This window comes from Aliikangiella sp. G2MR2-5, from assembly GCF_015687155.1.
In the GTDB taxonomy this organism is placed as follows: domain Bacteria; phylum Pseudomonadota; class Gammaproteobacteria; order Enterobacterales; family Kangiellaceae; genus Aliikangiella.
This window is the reverse complement of the sequence record NZ_JADPQF010000001.1, coordinates 926593-949884: the sequence shown is the minus strand read 5'-3', so window position 1 is coordinate 949884 and position 23292 is coordinate 926593. Positions and strand designations below refer to the sequence as shown.

At 40.6% G+C, this 23292-nt stretch carries 19 protein-coding genes; 12 read left to right on the top strand and 7 right to left on the bottom strand.

What is annotated here, in order from left to right; translation table 11 throughout:
• Positions 1 to 126: 126 nt before the first annotated feature.
• From IYN84_RS03760 to IYN84_RS03735, 6 genes are all read left to right on the top strand, one after another.
• Positions 127 to 2277: an adenosylcobalamin-dependent ribonucleoside-diphosphate reductase gene (locus IYN84_RS03760; protein WP_196137823.1), complete on the top strand. Its 2151-nt coding sequence runs from the start codon at positions 127 to 129 to the stop codon at positions 2275 to 2277.
• Between the two features lie 75 nt (positions 2278 to 2352).
• Entirely contained in the window at positions 2353 to 3039 is a 687-nt protein-coding gene (locus tag IYN84_RS03755) for an NrdJb (protein ID WP_196137822.1), read from the top strand.
• Positions 3040 to 3224: 185 nt separating this feature from the next.
• Complete coding sequence (locus tag IYN84_RS03750) at positions 3225 to 3773, top strand: GNAT family N-acetyltransferase (RefSeq protein WP_196137821.1); 549 nt, start codon at positions 3225 to 3227, stop codon at positions 3771 to 3773.
• Positions 3773 to 4390, top strand: a complete 618-nt coding sequence (locus tag IYN84_RS03745) for a PepSY domain-containing protein (protein ID WP_196137820.1) — start codon at positions 3773 to 3775, stop codon at positions 4388 to 4390. The genes IYN84_RS03750 and IYN84_RS03745 overlap by 1 nt, the downstream gene beginning before the upstream one ends.
• 77 nt (positions 4391 to 4467) lie before the next feature.
• Positions 4468 to 4977, top strand: a complete 510-nt coding sequence (locus tag IYN84_RS03740; RefSeq protein WP_196137819.1) for a hypothetical protein — start codon at positions 4468 to 4470, stop codon at positions 4975 to 4977.
• Between the two features lie 313 nt (positions 4978 to 5290).
• Entirely contained in the window at positions 5291 to 6712 is a 1422-nt protein-coding gene (locus tag IYN84_RS03735) for a GGDEF domain-containing protein (protein WP_196137818.1), read from the top strand.
• Positions 6713 to 6790: 78 nt separating this feature from the next.
• On the opposite strand, the gene gspG is transcribed toward IYN84_RS03735, so the two are convergent.
• Complete coding sequence (gene gspG / locus IYN84_RS03730; protein WP_196137817.1) at positions 6791 to 7255, bottom strand: type II secretion system major pseudopilin GspG; 465 nt, start codon at positions 7253 to 7255, stop codon at positions 6791 to 6793.
• Positions 7256 to 7423: 168 nt separating this feature from the next.
• Between gspG and IYN84_RS03725 the strand changes: the two genes are divergently transcribed.
• Positions 7424 to 9232 carry a serine hydrolase domain-containing protein gene (locus IYN84_RS03725; RefSeq protein WP_196137816.1) on the top strand — a complete coding sequence of 603 codons (1809 nt, stop codon included), beginning with the start codon at positions 7424 to 7426 and terminating at the stop codon, positions 9230 to 9232.
• A 64-nt stretch (positions 9233 to 9296) separates the two neighbouring features.
• Here IYN84_RS03725 and IYN84_RS03720 read toward each other — a convergent pair whose 3' ends face one another.
• Both IYN84_RS03720 and IYN84_RS03715 read right to left on the bottom strand, forming a co-directional pair.
• Entirely contained in the window at positions 9297 to 11117 is a 1821-nt protein-coding gene (locus IYN84_RS03720; protein WP_196137815.1) for an EAL domain-containing protein, read from the bottom strand.
• 250 nt (positions 11118 to 11367) lie between these two features.
• On the bottom strand, positions 11368 to 12108 hold the full coding sequence (locus tag IYN84_RS03715) for a cytochrome b/b6 domain-containing protein (RefSeq protein ID WP_196137814.1): 741 nt from the start codon (positions 12106 to 12108) through the stop codon (positions 11368 to 11370).
• Positions 12109 to 12310: 202 nt separating this feature from the next.
• Between IYN84_RS03715 and IYN84_RS03710 the strand changes: the two genes are divergently transcribed.
• The 3 genes from IYN84_RS03710 to IYN84_RS03700 all read left to right on the top strand — a co-directional run bounded on the left by IYN84_RS03710 (position 12311) and on the right by IYN84_RS03700 (position 16819).
• Positions 12311 to 12811, top strand: coding sequence for a LuxR C-terminal-related transcriptional regulator (locus IYN84_RS03710; protein WP_196137813.1), 501 nt, complete (start codon positions 12311 to 12313; stop codon positions 12809 to 12811).
• Between the two features lie 386 nt (positions 12812 to 13197).
• Positions 13198 to 15198: a S8 family serine peptidase gene (locus IYN84_RS21535; protein WP_196137812.1), complete on the top strand. Its 2001-nt coding sequence runs from the start codon at positions 13198 to 13200 to the stop codon at positions 15196 to 15198.
• 202 nt (positions 15199 to 15400) lie between these two features.
• A complete protein-coding gene (locus IYN84_RS03700; RefSeq protein ID WP_196137811.1) occupies positions 15401 to 16819 on the top strand; it encodes a diguanylate cyclase domain-containing protein in 1419 nt (472 codons plus the stop codon).
• A 58-nt stretch (positions 16820 to 16877) separates the two neighbouring features.
• On the opposite strand, the gene IYN84_RS03695 is transcribed toward IYN84_RS03700, so the two are convergent.
• The 4 genes from IYN84_RS03695 to IYN84_RS03680 all read right to left on the bottom strand — a co-directional run bounded on the left by IYN84_RS03695 (position 16878) and on the right by IYN84_RS03680 (position 21220).
• On the bottom strand, positions 16878 to 17489 hold the full coding sequence (locus IYN84_RS03695) for a peptidoglycan recognition family protein (RefSeq protein WP_210330285.1): 612 nt from the start codon (positions 17487 to 17489) through the stop codon (positions 16878 to 16880).
• Positions 17490 to 17674: 185 nt separating this feature from the next.
• Positions 17675 to 19255 (bottom strand): choice-of-anchor Q domain-containing protein, encoded by a 1581-nt coding sequence (locus IYN84_RS03690; protein WP_196137809.1) that lies wholly within the window; start codon positions 19253 to 19255, stop codon positions 17675 to 17677.
• Between the two features lie 283 nt (positions 19256 to 19538).
• A complete protein-coding gene (locus IYN84_RS03685; RefSeq protein WP_196137808.1) occupies positions 19539 to 20471 on the bottom strand; it encodes an electron transfer flavoprotein subunit alpha/FixB family protein in 933 nt (310 codons plus the stop codon).
• Positions 20471 to 21220 (bottom strand): electron transfer flavoprotein subunit beta/FixA family protein, encoded by a 750-nt coding sequence (locus tag IYN84_RS03680; protein ID WP_196137807.1) that lies wholly within the window; start codon positions 21218 to 21220, stop codon positions 20471 to 20473. The genes IYN84_RS03685 and IYN84_RS03680 overlap by 1 nt, the downstream gene beginning before the upstream one ends.
• A 201-nt stretch (positions 21221 to 21421) precedes the next feature.
• Between IYN84_RS03680 and IYN84_RS21410 the strand changes: the two genes are divergently transcribed.
• Positions 21422 to 21550: a hypothetical protein gene (locus IYN84_RS21410; RefSeq protein ID WP_256435517.1), complete on the top strand. Its 129-nt coding sequence runs from the start codon at positions 21422 to 21424 to the stop codon at positions 21548 to 21550.
• A gap of 74 nt (positions 21551 to 21624) precedes the next feature.
• The gene (locus IYN84_RS03675) at positions 21625 to 23280 is read left to right on the top strand and encodes an electron transfer flavoprotein-ubiquinone oxidoreductase (protein WP_196137806.1); all 1656 of its coding nucleotides are present in this window, start codon (positions 21625 to 21627) and stop codon (positions 23278 to 23280) included.
• Positions 23281 to 23292 lie beyond the last annotated feature (12 nt).

The window sequence follows — 23292 nt, the reverse complement described above, 5'->3', positions numbered from 1 at the left end:
ACAAGAGTTTTACAGAAGTTATTCACATTCATCGACTCCCAAACGGAGATTTGATGAACAACAATCGAGTTGAATAACGTTTTATTTAAGCAGCAACCAAATAATAACGAAGGATTGAGGGACTCCATGACCGCTTCTTTGAAAAAAGCTCAAACCACCGAAAATTTTCAAATAGACTTTCAAGATACTTCCGTCGACATCTGGCAAACTAAATACCAACTAAAAACAAAAGAAGGCCAACCTGTCGATAAAACTATTGATGACACGTATGAGCGAGTTGCTCGTGCGCTGGCCGATGTTGAAAATAAAGATAAGAAAGAAACCGTCTATAAAGACTTTGTTTGGGCGCTTCGCCATGGTGCTATTCCAGCAGGTCGAATTATGTCAAACGCTGGTGCCCTGGCACACAAACCAGCCACTTCTACAATCAACTGTACCGTTTCAGGAACCATATTAGACTCAATGGACGACATTCTGAGTAAAGTTCATGAAGCAGGCCTAACTTTAAAAGCAGGCTGTGGTATTGGCTATGAGTTCTCAACTTTACGACCAAAAGACGCCTATGTGTCTGGCGCCGGTGCCTACACTTCTGGTCCTTTGTCTTTCATGGATATTTACGACAAGATGTGTTTTACCGTATCTTCCGCTGGCGGTCGTCGTGGTGCACAGATGGCAACTTTTGACGTTAGCCACCCGGATGTTATGGAATTTATCAAAGCCAAAAGAGAAGATGGACGCCTTCGTCAATTCAACTTATCTTTGTTAATCACAGACGAATTTATGCAGGCTGTAATCAATGATGCTGACTGGAATTTAATCTTCCCTGTTTCACAGAAGGAAATTGAACTGGACAATATCGATATTGCTGACAGCAGTAAGATCGTTTGGCGCGAGTGGCCGACAACTGAAGACTACATCACCAATGAACATGGTTTGGTAGCCTGTAAGATTCACAAAACTATTAAAGCAAAGAACCTGTGGAATTTGATCATGTCTTCTACTTATGACTTTGCTGAGCCTGGTTTTATTTTAATTGATCAGGTTAACGACAAAAACAATAACTGGTTCTGTGAAAATATTAGAGCAACTAATCCTTGTGGTGAGCAACCTCTTCCTGCTTATGGATCTTGCCTGTTAGGTTCAATCAACCTGACTCGTTTTGTTAAGAACCCATTTACTGAAAAAGCAGAGTTTGACTGGAAAAAATTCCGCAAGGTAGTCAATATTTTCACTCGTATGCTGGACAATGTGGTGGAAATCAATGGTCTTCCATTAATCGGTCAAAGAGATGCCATTCATAACAAACGTCGTCACGGCATGGGCTATCTTGGGTTAGGCTCAACCTTAACCATGTTACGTAAAAAGTATGGTTCTGCAGAGTCCATAGACTTTACCGACCAGGTTACTCGAGAGCTTGCAGTTGAAGGCTGGCGAGCAGGTTTAGAGCTGGCTAAAGAAAAAGGTCCGGCACCAATAATGGAAAAAGAGTTTGAAGTAACCGGAGCTATGCTTTACAAACGTCCAGAGATGAAAAAAGACGGATTTAAAGTTGGTGACAAAGTTAAAGGTAAGGTCCTTCATGCCAGATATAGTCGCTATATGCAAAATATTGCTGAAGTTGAGCCTGAGCTAGTAAAAGAGCTAGCAGAAATCGGTGCGCGTTTTACTCACCATTCCTCCATTGCTCCAACAGGAACGATTTCACTCTCGTTGGCCAATAATGCCAGTAATGGAATTGAGCCGAGCTTTGCACACCATTACTCTCGTAATGTAATTCGTGAAGGCAAAAAATCCAAAGAGAAAGTTGATGTATTCTCTTACGAGTTACTGGCTTACCGTGCATTAGTTAATCCTAAAGCGATGCCTTACTCAGACAATGCAGAGGAGAAACTTCCGGATTACTTTATTACTTCGGATAACATTACTCCGACACAACATGTTGATATTCAGGCCGCAGCGCAAAAGTGGATCGACTCGTCCATATCAAAAACGGCGAATGTTCCGACTGAATTCCCTTACGATGAGTTTAAAGATATCTATCTTTACGCTTATAAAGAAGGCCTTAAAGGTTGTACTACTTTCCGTTTTAATCCTGAAGTATTCCAGGGCGTTCTGGTTAAAGAGCAAGACTTGGAAAACACCACTTATCAGTTCACTTTGGAAGATGGTACTCAGGTTGAGCTTAAAGGAAATGAAGAAGTTGAGTATGACGGTGAGATTCACACCGCTGCGAACTTGTTCGATGCGTTAAAAGAAGGTTACTACGGGAAGTTCTAAACTTCCCATTGATCAACAGACGATATTGGATCAAATAGATATTGGATCAAATAGATATAGATTACGGAAAAGACCATGCCAAAAATTATTAATCAATCTATCGTTGGCTACAAAGTCAAAACAGCTGAAGACAAAAAACTCGAAGAGAAAAAGCCATCGGCTGAAATCGTTCACATGCATGAGAGCGTCAAGCGCCCTGAAATGCTTTTGGGTTCGACTTACAAGGTAAAAACACCTTTGTCAGACCATGCGCTTTACATGACGATCAATGACATTGTTCTAAATCCAGGTACCGAACACGAACTACGCCGTCCGTTCGAAATTTTTATTAACTCGAAAAACATGGATCACTTCCAGTGGGTTGTTGCTTTGACGCGAGTTATTTCGGCAGTATTCCGCAAAGGTGGCGACTGTACTTTTCTGGCCGAAGAGCTTAAAGCGGTATTCGACCCTAAAGGTGGCTATTTCAAACCAGGTGGTAAATTCATGCCTTCACTAGTTGCTGAGATCGGTGATGCAATTGAATCACACCTGAAAATGATCGGCTTGCTAAAAGATCCAGAACTTGATCAGCACCAGCAAGCACTTGTCGATGCTAAACGTAAGGAGTATGAAGCACTGCAAACTGGTGGCAAAGCCGAGTATAACGGTGGCGACTACCCGGAAGGAGCCCAAATGTGTAGCAAGTGTATGACCAAGGCAGCAGTATTGATGGATGGTTGTATGACCTGTTTGAGCTGTGGCGACTCTAAGTGCGGATAATAAAAATTAAGTGGTAAGAAATTTGAGTTGGTTGCCTTTAAGTGGCCAACAAAAAGTTTCAGGGGAGCAATAATAAAATAAACACTATCTTTTCAGGCAACTGAAAACTTAAATCCACCATGACAGCCCGGTACGCTCATACCGGGCTTTTTTATTAAATCAATTTAGAATATTCTAGAGTTTAAATGATAAAAATCAGGCCAGCCATTTCATCTGACTCAGCTACGCTATCCAAACTAGCTGAAAAAACATTTCGAGAAACCTTCTCTCATGAAAACACAATTGATGATATGGATGATTATTGTGCTAATAACTATAGTGAAGCCATCCAGTCTTCGGAACTCGCAAATTCAGGGTATTACACCTTTGTAGCGGAGAATGAGCAAATCGAAGAAAATAAAAAACTAGTCGCCTATACGCAAATCAAATGGGATAGTATTCCTTCAAATATGGAGCTCGAACATCCCGCAGAAATAAAAAGAATATATATAGAAAAACATTATCATGGCAAAGGACTGGCTCAGAAGCTTATGTTTCAGTGTCTTTCCAAAATGAAGGAAAATAATGTTCAAACTGCGTGGTTAGGAGTATGGGAGAATAACTTTCGAGCGATCACATTTTATAAAAAGACAGGCTTTACTGAAATTGGTGAACATATTTTTACTTTAGGTAAGGACAAGCAAAGGGATATAATCCTCGCCCTTAATCTCGAGGAGTGGGAACAACAGCGATAATGAAAAGTCAAAAACTTCACCGTTATATTGGTTTAGCAATGCTTATCCCCATGCTTTGCTGGGCCGCGACCGGCGTGGTATTCTTCATTAAGCCCGGTTACAAAGGTGCTTATGAAAGACTCAATCTTAAAACCTACCCAATTGAAGAGACTGTCACACTTCCAAAAAATTCCGGCTGGACCGAGGTTCGATTATTAAAATCGATTCTAGGTAGTCACCTTCTGGTTAAGTCTTATGGAAAAACACTTCATCTGGATCCCGATACGCTTGAATTAGCGCCAATACCAGGTGAGTCCGAATTAAAGTCATTGTTTGAAGATATCACTTCGCACAATTTGGAAAGGTATGGTTCTATTGCGAGAGTAGAAGGAACTAAAGCTTATACGAGCAATGATATAGAAGTTGCACTAGACTGGAATACTTTAAGCTTCACCCAGAAAGGAAAGGACAGAGAAATTATCGGCATTCTTTATAAAGTTCATTATCTACAATGGACACCGTGGGACGGATTAAATCAAGTCATTGGAATATTGGGGTTAATTCTACTTACGATATTGTCGGTCCTCGGTATTAAGCTCTATATTTCAAACAAGCGCCAAGTTAAAAAAAAGACTTGAAAGAAAAGTCCTGGAAAGAGACGAGACAGGAATCACATTAAGCGCCAATACACTTTTAATGAACCGGGAAAATAGCAATGACGCATAGAAATATACTGGTAACAACAATAAGAATCGCAGCCATATTTTTGCTAATCCGAATACTCGAAAATTTTCCTCAACAGTTTTTCAATTCCGTCGCTTTAAACAGTGAATACGCGACTACAAGTTTCTTAGTCTTTACGGTCTTCGTTCCCAACCTTGTAACTCTGATTTTCGCCGTACTCTTCTGGTTTTTTCCTAATAAACTGATTAGAAGCATTGTTCCTGACTCTGCTCAAAGTGAACAAACGCCAGAATATTTCAATAGCCTGAACTCTGCTTTGATATCAGCGATTGGCGTCTATATTATAGCTTTCAGCCTTTCGGATATAATTTTTTACTTCTCGTTAAAGCTGGAGCTTACCAACGAGTTTGGCAGCACCCCTATGCAACCTGTTGATCAAGCCTCCTTTTACGCAACGATTGCCGAAGTCGTCATTGGCTTGTTGCTAATTATTGGAAATCAAGGTGTATCCATTCTTATAGCAAAACTCAGAAATCGCTAAACAGCGAGTAAGTGTGGCAGGTCCTTGTAACTGATATAGAAGGATCTGTTTCACCCACTCAATCTGCCACAATAAATGAATAAGCAATCCCTCCAGCAGAACTAATCACATAAAAGGGTAAATTCAACAAGATTACGGCCTTATTATCTATCTAAAATAATCCAGATATTAGTAATTTAGGCTAAACTTAAACAAGTATGATTTCAATGCAAGTCATCTTATTGCAAATCGTTTTCACAACGAGGGAAGCGTATAAAATGCGTCAAGCACTGACTGGAAACAAGTAAATAATAAACCAGGTACTACCAGCTATATGTCAAAGTTCGTTAGATTGATCATATTATTATTTTATTTAATAGCATTCACTACACCGTGCAAGGCATTTTTTCAGGAAAGAGCCCTCTCCTCTTCTAGTCCATCGCTTTCTTCCACAGGAATTTTTACTCCTGCAGAAAAAGCACTCATTGACAGTGGAAAGATTTTTAAAGTATGCAATGTCATACAACAGGCCAACAACAATGCAAGTATTGGGATTGTTCGCCTCATCGCGAATAAAAGTGGTCTGAAATTCGTAGCGACTCCATTGATGTCCTGGGCAGACTCTTTGGCGGCATTGCAGCAGGGAAAATGCGATATTTTGCCGTGGGCCACCAAAACGGAAGAGAGAAGTAAAACAATGAACTTCACTCGCCCATATGTTCGAATTAAACGCGTTGTTATCAGCCGTAAAGAAGAACCCTATTTCAGAGATCTGTATGAAGTTTCTGATAAAGTATTCGCTATGTTAAAAAGTAACTATGCGGTTACCCAGATTAGAAATAACCACCCAAATGTGCAGTTCGTTTATGTTGATACTGTACAAGAAGAACTGGACTACATACTTCAAGACAAAGCCTACGGCACAATCGTATCTCTATACTCCGCAGCGAACCTGTTTAACAATGAACAGACCAGAGAGTTAAAAGTAGTCGGAGTACTCCCGCCGGTTTATGACGATATTGCTTCACTGGCGACCCAGAAAAAAAATCAGCTATTGCACGATATTTTGGAAAAATCTCTAATCGCTACCGATCCCAGACAAATTGAAGAGTTTATGAGTGAGGGAGCAGTTGTCAGTTATGATCCTGATATCGATTACCAGAAGTACTGGATAATCACCTTTGCTATCATACTTATCGTCAGCACTCTCATCTGGTGGAATCGCTACTTGAAAATGCTGAACGCAAAATTGAGAGAATCCCAGATCAAACTTGAACAGCTATCCATTACGGATCCTCTGACAAAAGTTTTCAATCGGGTAAAAATGGATCAGGTTTTCATACAGGAAATTGAAACCTGTAAACGCTATCACTCCCCACTTTCTATCATTATGCTGGATATTGACTATTTTAAAAAAATTAACGATGAACATGGCCATACGGTTGGTGACAATGTCCTGAAAACAATCGCTCAGTTAATAAAATCCAATCTACGCACCAATGATTTTCTTGGTCGCTGGGGAGGTGAAGAGTTCCTGATTATTTGTCCTTCAACCAGTTTGGATAATGCCGAACTAGTCGCGGAAAAGCTCAGGCTAGCTTTAGTTAATGCCCAGATACGGCCTCTTAAAAATATATCCGCAAGCTTTGGTGTTGCTCAATGGAGAGACGAAGAAAGCCAGGAATCGCTTATTTCCAGGGCAGATTCAGCGTTGTATCGAGCAAAAGACGGCGGTAGAAATCAGGTTTCACTTTAAGCTAGTAACCGTCAACCAATTTTCCATTCTCCTATTTGCATTATCTGCTTTGCAAATGCGATCCTTTTTTATCTTTTTTCACTGACTATTTTTTAAATTTCTAATCGCCTCATCAATATTCCAGTTTCCAATGTCAGCGTCTTCCCCTTCACCACCAGGCTCCCCATCGCGCCCTAAGGAATAAATATCATAGTGGGCAAACTCGCCCGGAAAATTATATTGATATGGATTTCCCCAGGGATCAAGCCCCAGCTTAGGCAGGTAGCCCATCGTAGGATAATGCCTGGGATGTGGATGAATATCAGGCCTGCTTACTAGTGCTTGTAATCCCTGTTCAGTTGTAGGAAACATGAAATTATCAGCGTGATATTGTATAAGTGCCGACTCAAGTACAGATAGATCGCCTTTTAACTTTTGAAAGTTTGCCGTACCAATTGAATTCCAATATTGTCCTACCATAATGCCACCAATGATGGTCATTATCGCCATTGCAATTAGAATTTCCAAAAGTGAAAAACCGTTGACTTTTGAGTTATGCTCCATATGCTTTTCCTGATTAAATACAATGTTTCAATAGATAAACGAACATCCAGACAATCAGGGTTAAACATCTGGCAAGGAAAAAGTATTGAATATTTGCAACTTGCCTTCTAATAATACCTGTTATGCGATAGACTCGATTGAACAAAAAACAAACTACTCGTCAGTAATATGCGAACAATAATAACATCAGGACTTACGGCACTTATTATCGCAACCATTATCGCGTGTGGTTCTTCAAATAGTGATTCCGATGACTTAGAAAATGCACCGCCAACATCATCATCAGCGCTCTCCGCCCCGACAAATAAAAGAGACTGGTTAACCGCAGCCCATTTAAATGAACCAGATTATCCGCACTCATCTCCTATTCACAATAGCTACTTTTTACCCATTGGAAATACCTCTGCTGAACTACACAAATTTTCAGGCCGTATTCAAATTAACTCTCGGCGACTGCTGGGTAACTTTTCCGAGTACTATATAGGCGGAGATGAAAGTTTTAAAAACTTTCCAGATATCAGCCTGGAGTTTATTAGTGATAGCGGGAAACTCATCCCACTCCATCGAGATCGTCAACTGAAAGCAGACGACAACAGTTTCTGGGGAGTGATTCTCGATCCGGGCCTTGTCTGGTCAGAAGATAGCGATGACGGGTGGTCTCGAGCAAGCTTTCCAATATCTTTTATCAGTGCGAGAAGAAACCAGGTACATAACGGCGTTGCCAGCTTTATTTATAATGACTCGCAAATGAGCCATTTAAGAGTTCAGTTTACTCAGGAAACCACTTCCTGGTTTAGAAATGACATCTATGCGCATCTGGATGCAAGTTACCAGCCAAAGACTTTTAGCAACGAGTCTCAAATAATCGAAGCCTTCAAGCAGGAAGAATCAAATACAGTAACTATCCACCCGTGGAGTACTCTTACAAATTTAAGTCAAACAATTAAAACCTCACAGTTTAATAGCAACCTCCCCCAGTCCAGCATTTCTGCAACAGGAATTATCATCGATGGCGAAGTTTATGCGCAGCCCTGCTATACACGTTACGGAAACTATCCTTTTTGTCGCTGGATGAGAAATGGGGCCTACTCAGTCACAAAATCGCTCGGTGCTTCATTAACAATGATGCGCCTCGCACAAAAATATGGAGAACAGGTTTACCAATTAAAAGTCATTGATTATCTGAATGTCACAGCTCCCCACTCTGGCTGGGACAGTGTCACCTTCGGAGATGTTCTGAACATGGCGGTGGGAGTGGGCGATAATGGAGACTCACTCAACTCCGGAGATATATTTGCTGACGAAAATACTGCAAAAATGGAATCCTGGCTAGTTAAACCCTCACTGGCAGAGAAGCTTGAAATATCCTTTAGTTACCGCAATTATTCCTGGGGTCCCGGAGAAGTCTTTCGATATAACTCAGCCATGACAATTGTACTTGCTGCTGCAATGAACGCCTATTACCAGTCAATCGAAGGAGCTGAATTCAATATCTGGCAGATGATGAGAGATGAAGTTTTTACTCCTTTAGGAATACAGCATGTTCCTATATTGGCTACAGACGAACCCTCTGAACAACCAGGATTACCTGAACTCTTTCATGGGCTTTATCCCAATATTGATGATCTGGCTAAGCTCACAATGTTATTGCAAAACAACGGAAGTCATAATGGAGAGCAAATACTTCATCAAGGCAAACTGCTAGAGTCTCTTTTTCAAACCAGTAATATCGGACTACACAGTTGGTGGGAAGACAATGAGTATGGTGAATCGCGCTACCTTTATTCCTTTTGGACTTCCCCTTATAGCGACAATAACGGCTGCAATTTGCAACTACCTTATATGAGCGGATTTGGCGGTAATATAGTGGTAGTTTTACCCAACAATGTTTCTCTATTTCGATTTGCCGATGCTGATAGCTATAGCCCTTTTAATATGATTCAGGCATCCGTTTCTGAAAGAACTATATGTCCTTAATTTGATACTGCGATTACACATTTAGATATTTCACACAAAACCGCTGATATCCACATATAGAAAATTATTGCTCGACCGTTTCCATAAGCAAAGACAAAGGCTCAGGCTTGTGTAAATAAAATCCCTGTAGCCAATCTGCTTCCATAGAGATTAGCATATCTCTCAACTCTTTGGTTTCGACACATTCAGCGACGACACTCATATTTAGCTCATGAGCAATATCAATCAATGAAGCAACCATCTTTTTATCAACACTTTGCTTAGTGATTTCTTTGACAAAAACACCATCGATTTTAAGAATATCGAATGGTACTGACTTCAAGTAGGCGTAGGACGCTTGTCCGGTACCAAAATCATCCAGAGCAATTTTGCATTGTGTATTAGTTTTCAAATAGTCGATAAAATTTCTCGTAGAAGATAAATCGTGGAGTGCCGATGTCTCTGTAACCTCAAAACATAATTGACTTCCATCCAGCCCATAGTTTTTCATCCGCGCTATCAAATCCTTAAGAAACTTGCGGTTGGAAACACTCTCTCCCGACAAATTTACACATAGTTTCTCAAACTGACATTCGTGGTTTGCTAAATATTTGCACGTTTCCTCTACAACCCAGGAATCTATTTTTTTTATTAAATGAAATTTCTCGGCAACACCAATAAAGTAACTAGGTAATACTTTTTCACTTCCCGCAGAAGCTTTCATTCTCAACAGAATCTCAGCTTTCTTTTTACCGGTTAAATTCGATGGAACTATTTCCTGAAAGTGAAGTTGAAAATCATTGTCTTTGACAGCTTTGTTTATTTGGGGGATCCAGCTTAGTTCCAGTCTCTTCTCATCACTGGTTCCCTCTAACGAGTCATATACTTCAATTAAATTTCCACCCTTCAACTTGATATCAAAGATCATTGTATCGGCCATTGACAGCATATGTCCTGAAGAAAGCCATTTATCTGTAAAGCAAAGCATTGCTCCTGAAGCCGAAAAATAAAAGGATTGGTCCTGCCACTTAAATTCATAGTTGTTAATCTGGTCAGCAAGCCTCAAAACTTTCTTATAGGCCTTGTCTTTGCTTTCTGCATTAAAAACAATCGCAAATTCATCCCCTCCGACCCTTGCTACCAGACTTTCTGGCTGAGCAAACCCAAGGAGTTGCTCTGAAATTTGTCGCAACAATTCATCGCCAGCAAAGTGACCAAAATGTTCGTTAATTATTTTGAACTGATCCAGATCCATGTAAAAAAGAAAAGTTGTTAATTCAGCATTTTTGTCGTTCGACAAAATAATTTCATCAAGATGTTGCTCCAGCTTTGAACGGTTAAAAACACGAGTTAAAAAGTCATGCGTTGCTATGTATCGGAGCCGGTCCTCGAGGAATCGTCGCTCATTGATTTCATCTCTCAACTGGGCATTTTTAAGTGCAATTTCCTTGGTTCGTTGCTCTACTTTAAATTCCAGAGTCTTAGACCACTCACTAAGTTTTTCATTCGCCATTAACAATGCTTTGGAGTTTCGAGCCGCGGCAATATGAAATTCTACTCGCGGAATATGCTTGGAAGGATCAAAGGGTTTTTCAATATAGTCGTTAGCGCCACTTTCAAATGCGTTTCCTACATCATTATCCGACGAAGTCATGATTAAAACAGGCACATCATTCCAGGAATCATCTTCTCTAATTTTTCGACAAAGAGAAATACCATCGAGTCCTGGCATATAAATATCGATGAGCATCAAGTCAGGTTTGTCTTCACTGTCACGAGAGAGAAAAGTCTCAGCACAATTAAATGGCAAACAGTTGAATCCACTGTTGTCCAGAATTGAACAGGCTACTTCCAGCGATACACTATCGTCGTCAATGACTACTACAGATAATCTTGAATCTTTCAATTAGATGTCCTTGCTTTGATTCGCTCGTCGGTGAAAATTCGCGGAGATTTTTCTGATCGAGCAAGCAGCATACCTCCTAGTAGGTACCCTAATTAAGCGTTCTAATAACTAATATAGTAAAAGCTGAAAGATTTTGTAAAAAATTGAACAAATTACAAAAAACATTGGTATTTGTAATAATTTTGCGAAATATACGTAAGAATAGGTATCAAACGAGCCTTATCTACTCAAAAATATCAATAACTTAGAATCATTCTTTAGTGTTATTTTTGTATCCTGTAATCATCGATTGGACCAGGTTTTCATTTTGTTTAAAGGAAGAAAGAGCGACACCGAAAATATGTACAAAAACCAATAGCAAAGTTAAATTAACAAAGAATTCATGAATTTCTTCCAGAAACTCCTCCCTCTCTTTACTCTCTTTACTCTCTTTATTCTTATTGCTCTCTACAGTCTCCTTTTCCATATGTAATTCTTCCATTTCATCTTTTATATCCAATTCATCTTTCTTATCCGTTTTCAGAAAAGCCTTGTTTTTATCCATACTCGTTGAAGTCCTTGCAGGTGTTTCAAATGCATCTGCAAAAGGCCCATAGCCTTGAGAGCCATAAACAGCCATACCTGATACACAGGTCAATAATATGCTTATCATCAGCGCAATAACCATTAGCCCTCCTGCTGGATTATGTCCCAAATAATGCTTACTTTGCCTTAACCTTTTACTAAGCTTCTTTTCGCTTTCATCTGAATGAAATAAGTTTTGCAAATAGGCCAAGGCCAATCTCGGCGCATAGACAAAATCAGAGAACCTGGCGTACTTTGTACCGACTAGCCCCCAAATAGCCCGTGATAAGATTAATGCTGTTATCAGATATCCTGAATAGAAGTGAACCTGATACTCTCCTTCTGTGATGTAGCAAAGAATAAATGCTGCTAACAACGACCAGTGAAATATGCGGACAAACCTGTCCCAGACGTAGATTCGATTCATTGTATTAACTCCGCCGCTTGCTCTATTATTAAACTTATCTGTGATAACCGATAATTTAAATATGATATATGTCCTAAGAACTTAATGCTTTGAAAGTAAAGGAATAAATTGCTTGTGAAAACCAATTGGACATATGTCCCGAAGTATTGGCTGTATCTACCAGGCTAGAATGAATCCTATTTACAGTGAGACGAAAAACCCAATGAAGTTTGACAAACAAAGTCTATTTCTCATTCTCTTCTTGTCAGCTATAGTAGTAGCCAGCGTCGGCGATATCATTGTCGATCTGGGACATGGCGCCAAAGTTTTTCATTTAATACAAGAGTTGGTTATCGCCACTTTAGCTACTCTTTTGATTCTGTTCTTAATCAAAAAACAAATAGTCTATAGTGAGCAAATCAAAAAACTGAAAATCGAGTTAAAAGAAACTTGTCAGGCTAATCAAAAGGTATCCGATGCACTCGCAAGTGCCAGAAAGGCGCTTTCAGAAGCGATCAAAGAACAGTTTAACAATTGGCGTCTTACCGATACAGAGCAGGAAATTGGTATATTGATTCTCAAAGGGTTTTCCCATAAGGAAATCGCCTATTTCAGAAATGTTACAGAGAAAACAGTAAGAAATCAGTCGACCAATATTTACCGAAAAGCTGGCGTAAACGGAAAACATGCTTTCTCAGCATGGTTTATTGAAGATTTATTATAATGCACCGACGAGACGCTAACATTGACATTAAGTAAGACTTTGTGAAAGCGCTGCGCTAGGATTAATACCGGCAAATCAACATCTCTATTCGCAATTAATAATATTGCACTGCAGTAACCTTTATCAAGGGATTGTGTCGAATAATTCACAACTACCTGTCTTTGAATTTGAAGTTTGAGCCTGGAAATAAAGCCTTAAATATCTCTAATAAAGAATAGATTTTTTCAAGTTGGCGTATTTGTACTAATTTCTGTCGGAATTTACATAACACCCTTTTAAATATTGTCCAATACTTATATTCGGTAAGAAAGGATTTAAGCCGTACCTGATGGTTCTTACCCTACATGGAAAAATAAACTATAACTAAGTCACAAAAGGACCACTCTATGATTCGTAAAAACAATCCTTTGATTGCTTCTGCCATATTGTCTGCTTTAGCTTTAACTAATTCAGTCCAGGCAGAGGATGAATCTCAGCGCTATATCGTAAAATTCAAGCAAGGCGCTAAATCTTCGATAATAAATGCAGTTAAGGCCAATCGCGGCCAAATCAAACGAGAGCTGGACAAGCATCAAATGATGTCAATCTCTTTGCCCTCAAAAGCTGCGCAACAACTAAAGAACAGAAGCGATATCGATATCTTTGAAATCGACCCCAAACGCTATCTGATGGCAGAAGAAACTCCTTACGGCATTACGATGGTTGAAGCACCACAAGTAAGCGATTCGCTTACCGGAAATATGACCGTCTGTATCATGGACACCGGCTATTCATTAGGGCATGAAGATCTTCCTAGCACCGGAGTTACCGGTGATGACGGTTACGGTAGCTATGACACCGGCAACTGGTACGAAGACGGCCATGGCCACGGAACTCATGTATCAGGTACCATCGCAGCGCTGGGCAACAACGGTGTAGGTGTTATCGGAGTAAATCCGAACAACAACCTCAAAATTCACATGGTAAAGGTTTTCAATAACAGTGGTAGCTGGGCTTATGGTTCAGATTTGGTTGCTGCAGTAGATCAGTGTACCGCGGCGGGCGCAAAAGTTATTAGCATGAGTCTGGGTGGAGGCGCATCAAGTAGCGCTGAACAAGCTGCGTTTGACAATGCTTACGCCAGCGGTGTTCTGTCAATTGCCGCCGCGGGTAATGATGGAAACAGTAGTCTCTCTTACCCTGCATCTTACGACTCAGTCATGTCTGTAGCAGCAGTTGACTCTAGTGGAAATAAAGCGAGCTTTTCACAATATAACAGCCAGGTTGAAATCGCAGCACCAGGAGTAAGCGTAATGTCGACCTTACCGAATAACTCCTACGCGGCCTGGTCAGGAACCTCCATGGCAACACCGCATGTATCAGGTGTTGCAGCCTTGGTCTGGAGTCATTTCTCAAGTTGTACCGCTGAACAGGTAAGGATTGCAATGTCAAAATCAGCAGAAGATAGAGGTAGTGCTGGCCGAGATAACAGCTATGGCTGGGGAATAGTAAAAGCCAAAGCAATGTACGATCTTTTTGCAGCGAACGGATGTGATGTTGGAGAACTACCTCCACCGCCAGAACCTACCGATCTGGTCAATGGTGTTCCCGTCGATAACCTCTCAGGCGGCAGTGGTGATGAACTAGAGTACAAAATGGATGTTCCATCCGGAGCATCTAATCTGGTTTTTGAAATGTCTGGCGGAAGCGGAGATGCAGATCTCTATGTCAAATTCGGTTCAAAACCAACTGGTAGCGATTATGATTGTCGTCCCTACTCTTCCGGGAATAACGAAAACTGTAGCTTTGCCACTCCACAGACTGGAACCTATTATGTCATGGTTCGCGGTTACTCCAGTTTCTCAGGAGTCTCATTGTTAGGAAGCTACGAAGGAGGTTCAACTTCCAATAATCCTCCAACCAGCAGCTTTACTTTTAACTGTAGCAATCTTGTGTGCAGTTTTGACGGAAGCCTGAGCAGTGACAGTGATGGAAGTATCGTTTCCTATACCTGGGATTTTGGCGATGGCAACTCGGCCAATGGCCAGTCGGTAAATCATACTTTTGCTGCAACAGGGGATTACGTTGTAACACTTACCGTAACTGATAATGATGGTGCTAACGATAGCTCAAGCCAGACAGTTTCAGTGAATGACGGAGGAGCAGGCAGTATCAACCTTTCAGCAAATGGCTATAAAATCCGCGGTCGTCATCATGTCGACCTGTCATGGGATGGCGCCAACGGTTCAGACGTTGATATTTATCGTAATGGTTCAATTTTAACAACGACCTCTAACAATGGAGCCTATACCGATGCAACAAATAATCGAGGTGGTGCAACCTACACTTATAAAGTCTGTGAAAGTGGAACCAGTGACTGCTCCTCTGAAGTTAGTGTTGTGTTTTAGAGAATCAACTCTCGTAGTCAATAACTAAAAATCATATCGATTTTTCGCGGGCCCTTCAGGCCCGCATTTTATTTTTCATTCACTATTTATGCCATATGCTAAAATTATCGGATACCGGTTTTGTTTTTATTGCTATTTATCGATGTCGTCGACCTATAGGTACTTAATAATTTTTCTATTTTGCGTTTACGCAAAAAACCTGTTGGCTAATGAAACGACCGCTATTTCTGCTCCTAGTAAAATATCTCTTTCTGATGAAGAAAAAAGATGGCTTGATTTACACTCGGAAATAATAATCGGGATAGATCAACACTGGTATCCTTATGAATTTGTCGACAATGAAGGAGCCTATTCAGGAATCTCGGCCGATTATTTGAGCGTTGCGGAGCAAAAGCTGGGGATTAAATTTCGAATACGACAGACCCAATCCTGGCTTGAAGCTTTTGATCTTTTTAAACAAAATGAAATCGATTTGTTGCCGGGAATAATCGCAACAGAAAGCAGAAGAAAAGAGTTTTTATTCACTACCTCCTATTTTACAACACCTACAGTCATTGTCAGCAATAAAAAAGGCTTTTACGCTAGCAGCATTGACTCTCTTTCTGAACGAACTGTTGCTTTGGTAAAAGGATTTGCTATTGTCGAATATATTCAAAATAATAAACCTGATATCAACCTTAAGCTGGTAAAGTCTATCGAAGAAGGATTGTCGCTAGTAGACCAGGGGAAAGCAGATGCATATATCGGCGCGATTGCGGGAGTTAACAGCAATATTATTCGGGGAGACTTTCAACAGCTTATCATATCCGCATTTACTCCTTTTGATTTAAAGGTTTCGATGGCAGTGAAAGATGAACTTGCTCCACTTGCTCCTATCTTAAACAAAGTATTTGAATCAATTGGAAATCGAGAAAGAACAGCAATTACCAATACCTGGCTTTCGGTGAAGGTGGAAAAAGGAATATCCTTCAATAATATTGTATTGTGGGGCACGCCGCCATTTTTGCTATTGTCGATCATCGTTTTTATTATCTTTCGACTCAACAAAGGTCTTAAAGCCGAAATTATTCGTCGCAAACACGTTGAGAAAAAACTGAAAAGACAAGCACAACATGACCCTTTAACAGATCTACCAAATCGACGGCTTTTCAAAGAACTGGCATACTTCTCACTAGCAAAAGCGCAAAGAGACGCAGAAAAACACGCAATACTATTCATTGATATTGACGGTTTTAAAAAAGTAAATGACGAATCGGGACACCAATCTGGAGATATTTTACTTCAGCAAATTAGTCATCGATTAAAAAACTGTATTCGAGATTCCGACATCATTGCACGATATGGTGGTGATGAGTTTATCGTATTACTCAATAATGATGCTCATAGGGAACTTTCTGAAAAAGTAGCCAATAAAATAATTAAGGTAATAAATGAACCATTCGAACTAGGTTCTGGCACTAAGCAAGTAGGAGCAAGTATTGGTATTTCAACTTTTCCAGATGATGGAAAAGAATTGGAAAGCCTTATCCGGTTAGCTGACAAAGCAATGTATATTGCCAAAAGCAAGGGGAAAAACCACTATAAATTCCACAGTTCTCTATTAGAAAAAAGTTCTTTCTAGAACAATCGATGAGTTAAAAGACAGAGTTGTAGATAATCAAGATAGAATAACATTTCTTTTAAACTTGCCCATCAATCCGTTTGGATAATTCTTCTCTCAATTTAGTAACAGAAAAATATTTTCCTGGACAAAGTGTCATTTCATTTTTCACCAGTCCGTGGCCATTTATATTTTCAACCGGTATGTTGTAATCAATCATTAATCTGCTGCACAAATTGATCAGGGATTCAAATTGTGCGGAGGGAACTTCATATTTTTCGAAATTACCTATCATACAGATACCAAGCCCCAAAAAGTTGCGATATGAGTTTCTTGAGGATACATGAGCACCCCATAAATTGTGTTCTTTACGCCAATCGCTGGCCACTTCTCCCATTCTCATTCCATTCCCATTTCCAATAATGAAATGGTATGGAATTGCATCAATCGGATCTCCTGCCTGTCTTTGCCTGTGAACCCTCTGCAAAAACTCTATGTTGCCGTAGTTACCTGCCGAATGATGTATAACGATATATTGCCATCGATTAGGCCAGTATAAGTATCCCGCCAATCCTGCTAAAGCCCCCGCGGCAAAAAAACCTTTCAGAAGTCTTCTGCGTGATTCTTCAGGCACACTAGAACCGACGGCCAGCCTGTTTTTCTTAAATTCAAGCTTTTCTAACTTCAGCATCCGACCAAATTCTCCTGTATTTTCCTGGGTATTATTTTCGACCATAAAACCGGATAATTTATCCCTGGAAAATTGTAAAAAAGAAGAATTTACTAACTGGGTAATAGCAATTAAACAAGCATGCAGGAGTTCCCAGCAAAAAAAAGCCGGTGACCATCACCGGCATTTTAGATGCACGTACCTAACTATTGCCAGTCGGTTTGATTTTCATGTGAACCAATATCACAGTGACTGGGGTCACCATTAATCGGATTACGATCAGGACGAGGCTCTCCCCTTTGATCTATTTTCAGAACACATTCGGTAACCGCTGCATCTCGGGAAGGGCTCGCAGCGGTCAACGCATGAGTTTGAGTACTCGCATTATAATAATCTAGCGGGCGTAAACCTGGAACAGAGATAATTTTATTGGCTCCTCGATATCCGACTTTTAATGCACAGTTATCCTCTGAGCCAAATAGACTATCTCCCCGGTAGTGAACGGTTCCAAAGCAATCGAGCCCTGACGAAGCGCTATTTTGAGCTACAATAGTGTTCCATGCGATGACTTCTTTATTCGGAAACATTATCGAAGAAGTGTAATCAGAATGTATTCCTCCTCCCTGATTGAGGGCAACATTGTCGGCAATGGTCGCATGATGCAAAGTTAGTTTAACTCCGCCCCTTGCAGGTTTACTAATTGCGCCACCATTTCGTTCAGCTTTGTTTCTGGAAAATGTCGAATTAGTTATAGTTACATTGCCAGTATTTTCGTCAGTAATAAGTCCAAACTGAATCGCTCCGCCATCAATTCTGCTGTAATTGTCAGCAAAAGTCGAAGAGCCTATTCCAACATTTACATTATCTTGCAGCCATATAGCTCCCCCAAATCCTGAGCTATCATTGTTAACGAATTCAGAGTTACTGATAGATGCCGTTCCTGCATGACTGATTTTTAGCGCACCTCCATATCCCCGAGTATTGTATGTTGACTCATTGTTACTAAATCGAACGCTATTCAGGATTAGTGTGTTCGCCCTTTCACCGGAAAAACCGACAGCCCCAGTATGGGCACCAGAATTACGATAAAAAGTTGAGTTCGAAATATTTAAATCAAACCAGTGGACGCTAACTGCTCCAGTTGAATCAGTCACTATAGATGACGGAGAAGCAGAATTAAGCGAAAAATAAGAATCTCGAATAATTACACTATGTCGATTGTATGCTGTGCCAGCGTCAATTGCGCCACCGTTAATTCCAGCTCTATTCAATTGAAATTTTGAATTAACAATTTCAAGGGGGCCTATCGAATGAATAGCGCCACCTTCATCTGTTGCAACGTTATTGACAAATTTACCATTAATTACAGTAACCTTTCTGGCATCATTCGGGTGCGCATAATCATTTTGAATCGCTCCACCTCTTCGGTCATCATAGGTACCAGTTGAAGCAGTCTTTCCATTAACAAAATGCAAGTTTCTAAATGTCACTCGGCTTCGCTGTACTTTAAATAGTCTAGACTGACTTTGACCGTCAATAATAATCGAGCCTGGAGACTGAGCATTGATTGTTAAATTTTTATCGGCAATAGTTAACTCGCCCAAAGTCAGTTTGATTCGCCCTGTTACTCTGAACTCTATCGTTTCTCCTGAACGAGAGTTATTAATGCAAGCGCGAAGAGTACCCCATCCATTTCCGTCATTTAATGTATAAACGTTACATGTTGCATTTGCAGAAAGTGATAAAAGTGTAAGCAAGAGAAAACTAAAAGGTTTTATTATGTTCATCATCCCATCCTTTGATTTATAGTTATTTGTGATTCCGAGTGAAAAAAAACAACTTAATACCGAATTCATCTACGAATAAAAGTTGTAACACTCCACACTATATTAGATGAATTAATAAAAAAAGTTACCTGGACAATCACAATTTTTGAAAAACTTTTAAGATTTTTCTTATAAAAAATTAATGAACGCGTTAACGATTTACTGTTTTAAAAATCAATACTAAGAAAGGCATAAGAAATAAAAAAGGCTTCCGAAGAAGCCTTTATAAATAGATCATGTTTAATTAAAGAGCTTCTTTTAATTCAGGGAGCACTTTAAATAAATCCGCAACCAAACCATAGTCTGCTACCTGGAAAATTGGTGCTTCTTCATCTTTGTTGATGGCTACAATAACTTTACTGTCCTTCATACCTGCAAGATGTTGTATAGCGCCAGAAATACCAACAGCAATATAAAGTTCGGGAGCTACAATTTTACCTGTTTGACCGACCTGATAGTCATTAGGAACAAATCCAGCATCAACAGCAGCTCTTGAAGCACCAACCGCCGCACCTAATTTATCAGCAATTTCTTCCAACATATGGAAGTTGTCACCACTTGCCATACCACGACCACCAGAAATAATCACTTTAGCTGCAGTCAACTCGGGACGTTCTGACTTGGTCAGCTCTTGCGATTCAAACTTCGAATTGGCAAAAATTTGAGCAGAAGCATCGATGGCTGAAATTTCAGCACTACCGCCAGTTGTATCAACCGCGTCAAAGGCAGTACCGCGAACTGTAATAACTTTTACGCTATCACTAGATTTAACTGTCGCTATCGCATTACCAGCATAAATCGGACGCTTGAAAGTATCTTCCGATTCCACACTGATGATATCAGAGATAGGCTGAACGTCTAATTTAGCACCGATTCGCGGCATAAAGTTTTTACCGAAAGTCGATGCAGGCGCCAGAATATGGCTGTAACCTTCGGCATTAGCGACAACGATATCGGCAATGCTTTCTGCAGTCGCATGTTCAAGGGCTTCATTTTCAGCATGAAGAACTTTAACCACTCCATTGCAGGCAGCAGCTGATTCAGCAACGGACTGAGAAGCATTGCCAACGACGAGCACGTGAACTTCACTTCCTAATCTTTGAGCCGCCGCCAATGTTGAAAGCGTTGATGCACCTAAATCCTGATTATTGTGTTCTGCAATTACTAAAATAGCCATTAGATCACCTTCGCTTCGTTTTTCAGTTTATCGACAAGCTGTTCAACGCTTTCAACTTTGATCCCGGCAGTTCTTTGTGCAGGAGCTTCAACTTTAAGCGTTTCAGTACGCGCTTCAACATTTACCCCCAAATCAGCGGGAGCGATTTCTTCAAATGGCTTGCGCTTGGCTTTCATGATATCCGGAAGCTTGGCAAAACGAGGCTCATTTAGTCTAAGATCGGTAGTTACTACAGCGGGAAGTGTTAGGCCGACTGTTTCCAGACCACCATCAATTTCTCGAGTAACTGCAACCTTTCCATCAGCAACATTGACTTCAGATGCGAAAGTTCCTTGTGGCCAGTCAAGTAGTGCCGCTAACATTTGTCCAGATTGATTGTTATCTCCATCAATAGACTGTTTACCCATGATGACCATCTCGGGAGATTCTTTAGCAACGATTTCTTTGAAAATCTTAGCTACACCAAGAGGCTCAACATTTTCATCGGTTTTAACCAGTATTGCGCGATCCGCGCCAAGCGCCAAAGCTGTTCGAAGCGTTTCTTGAGCTTGCGCTGGACCAATAGAAGCGACAACGATTTCGGTTGCAACGCCTTTCTCTTTGAGGCGCACAGCTTCTTCTACAGCGATTTCACAGAAAGGATTCATCGACATTTTAACGTTAGCGGTTTCGACACCAGAATTATCATCTTTAACACGTACTTTTACGTTGTAATCGATAACTCGCTTAACGGTAACTAATATTTTCATCTAGACACCTGTTGCGGTTGGTTGGGCTTTAACTAGTTTAGACACTTTCGGCCAATAGGCTCTAAAAGCTCTCTCTTATGCTAGCAAGGCTTTTAAACTATTGAAAAAGAAAGCGGGATCTTGCCGCTTTACGCGTTTAACGTCAACCAAAATCGGGTATAATGCGCTACTTTCCGGCTATACCCGATATGGGAATGACTTATGTCACAGATTTTCATTTCTATGGCATACTATGCGGCCCGAAAAGCAGCTAAATCAAAGCCCGATAGCATTCCGCTACGGCTAAGCGCTGTAAATGACATGATTCAAGATTTGATTGCGCTATTTTGACTATTATTTGGTCAAAACCGTTGAAGCAGTCAATCCAACAGGCAACTGAAAGTAAAACAACAAAGGGGGTATCCATGGAACGCGAGTCTATGGAGTTTGATGTAGTTATTGTCGGCGCAGGTCCAGCAGGATTATCTGCCGCTATACGCATGGCGCAAATTGCGCAAGAATCAGGCGAAGAAAGAATGATCTGTGTCGTCGAAAAAGGTTCAGAAGTAGGAGCTCATATCTTATCAGGGGCTGTTTTCGAACCGACCGCACTAAATGAATTGATCCCTGACTGGAAAGAAAAAGGCGCACCTCTCAATACAGAAGTTGCAGGCGACGATATATTACTGCTACCCAATGAGCGCAAGGGTTTAAAAATCCCGGGATTTTTTGCGCCCAAGACTATGCACAATGAAGGTAACTACATCATCAGTCTGGGCAACCTTTGTCGTTGGCTAGCAGAACAAGCGGAGAGCCTGGGGGTAGAGATTTTCCCTGGATTTGCTGCAGCAGATATCCTTTACAATGAAGATGGCAGTGTTAAAGGAATATTAACCGGAGATATGGGCGTTGCGGAAGATGGAAGCGAAAAAGACGGCTTTATGCCTGGTATGGAGCTTCACGCCAAATATACCTTATTTGCAGAAGGTTGCCGTGGCCATCTGGGCAAGCGCTTAATTGAAAGATATAAGCTTGACGAAGGTAAAGATCCACAACATTATGGTATTGGAATCAAGGAATTGTGGAAGGTTCCTGCAGAACAACATCAACAAGGAAAGGTTGTTCATAGCGCTGGTTGGCCGCTAAAAGAAAGCGGTAGTGCTGGAGGCGGCTTTTTGTATCATATTGAAGATAACCAGGTGGTTGTTGGGTTAATTACCGATCTTTCATACTCTAACCCACATGTCAGTCCATTTGACGAGTTCCAGCGCTACAAACATCATCCGATGATTAGCCAATACCTGAAAGGGGGCGAACGTATTGCTTATGGTGCGAGAGCAATCACTAAAGGAGGCTTGCAGTCTCAACCTAAAATGACTTTCCCGGGAGGTCTTTTGATTGGTGATGATGCTGGCACCCTTAATTTTGCCAAAATTAAGGGCTCACATACTGCAATGAAGTCGGGTATGTTAGCCGCAGAAACAGTAAGTATGGCTCTTGCTGAAAATCGAGCAAATGACGAACTCAATGAATATAGCGAAGCCTATAAAAACTCATGGGCTCATAAAGAGCTACACATCCAAAGAAACTTCGGGCCGGCTCAACATAAATGGGGAAACATTCTTGGTTCCGCTTATGCCTTTGTTGATATTAACTTATTCAATGGCTCCCTCCCCTGGACGTTGAAGGATCCAAAACCTGATCATGCTCAAATGAAAAAAGCTTCAAGCTGTGCAAAAATTGATTATCCAAAGCCGGATGGCGTTTTGTCGTTTGATAAACTGAGTTCGGTATTTATATCAAATACCAACCATGAAGAAGATCAACCGGTTCACCTTCAGTTAAAAGATAAGAATATTCCTATCGAAGTTAACTTAAGAGATTTTGACGAACCAGCACAAAGGTATTGCCCTGCTGGGGTATATGAAGTCATTACCGATGATGATGGTAATAACCCCAAGTTTCAGATCAATGCTCAAAACTGTGTTCACTGTAAAACCTGTGATATCAAAGATCCAAGTCAAAATATTAACTGGGTTGTACCAGAAGGCGCAGGCGGGCCCAACTACCCCAACATGTAACCTCATCTTTAC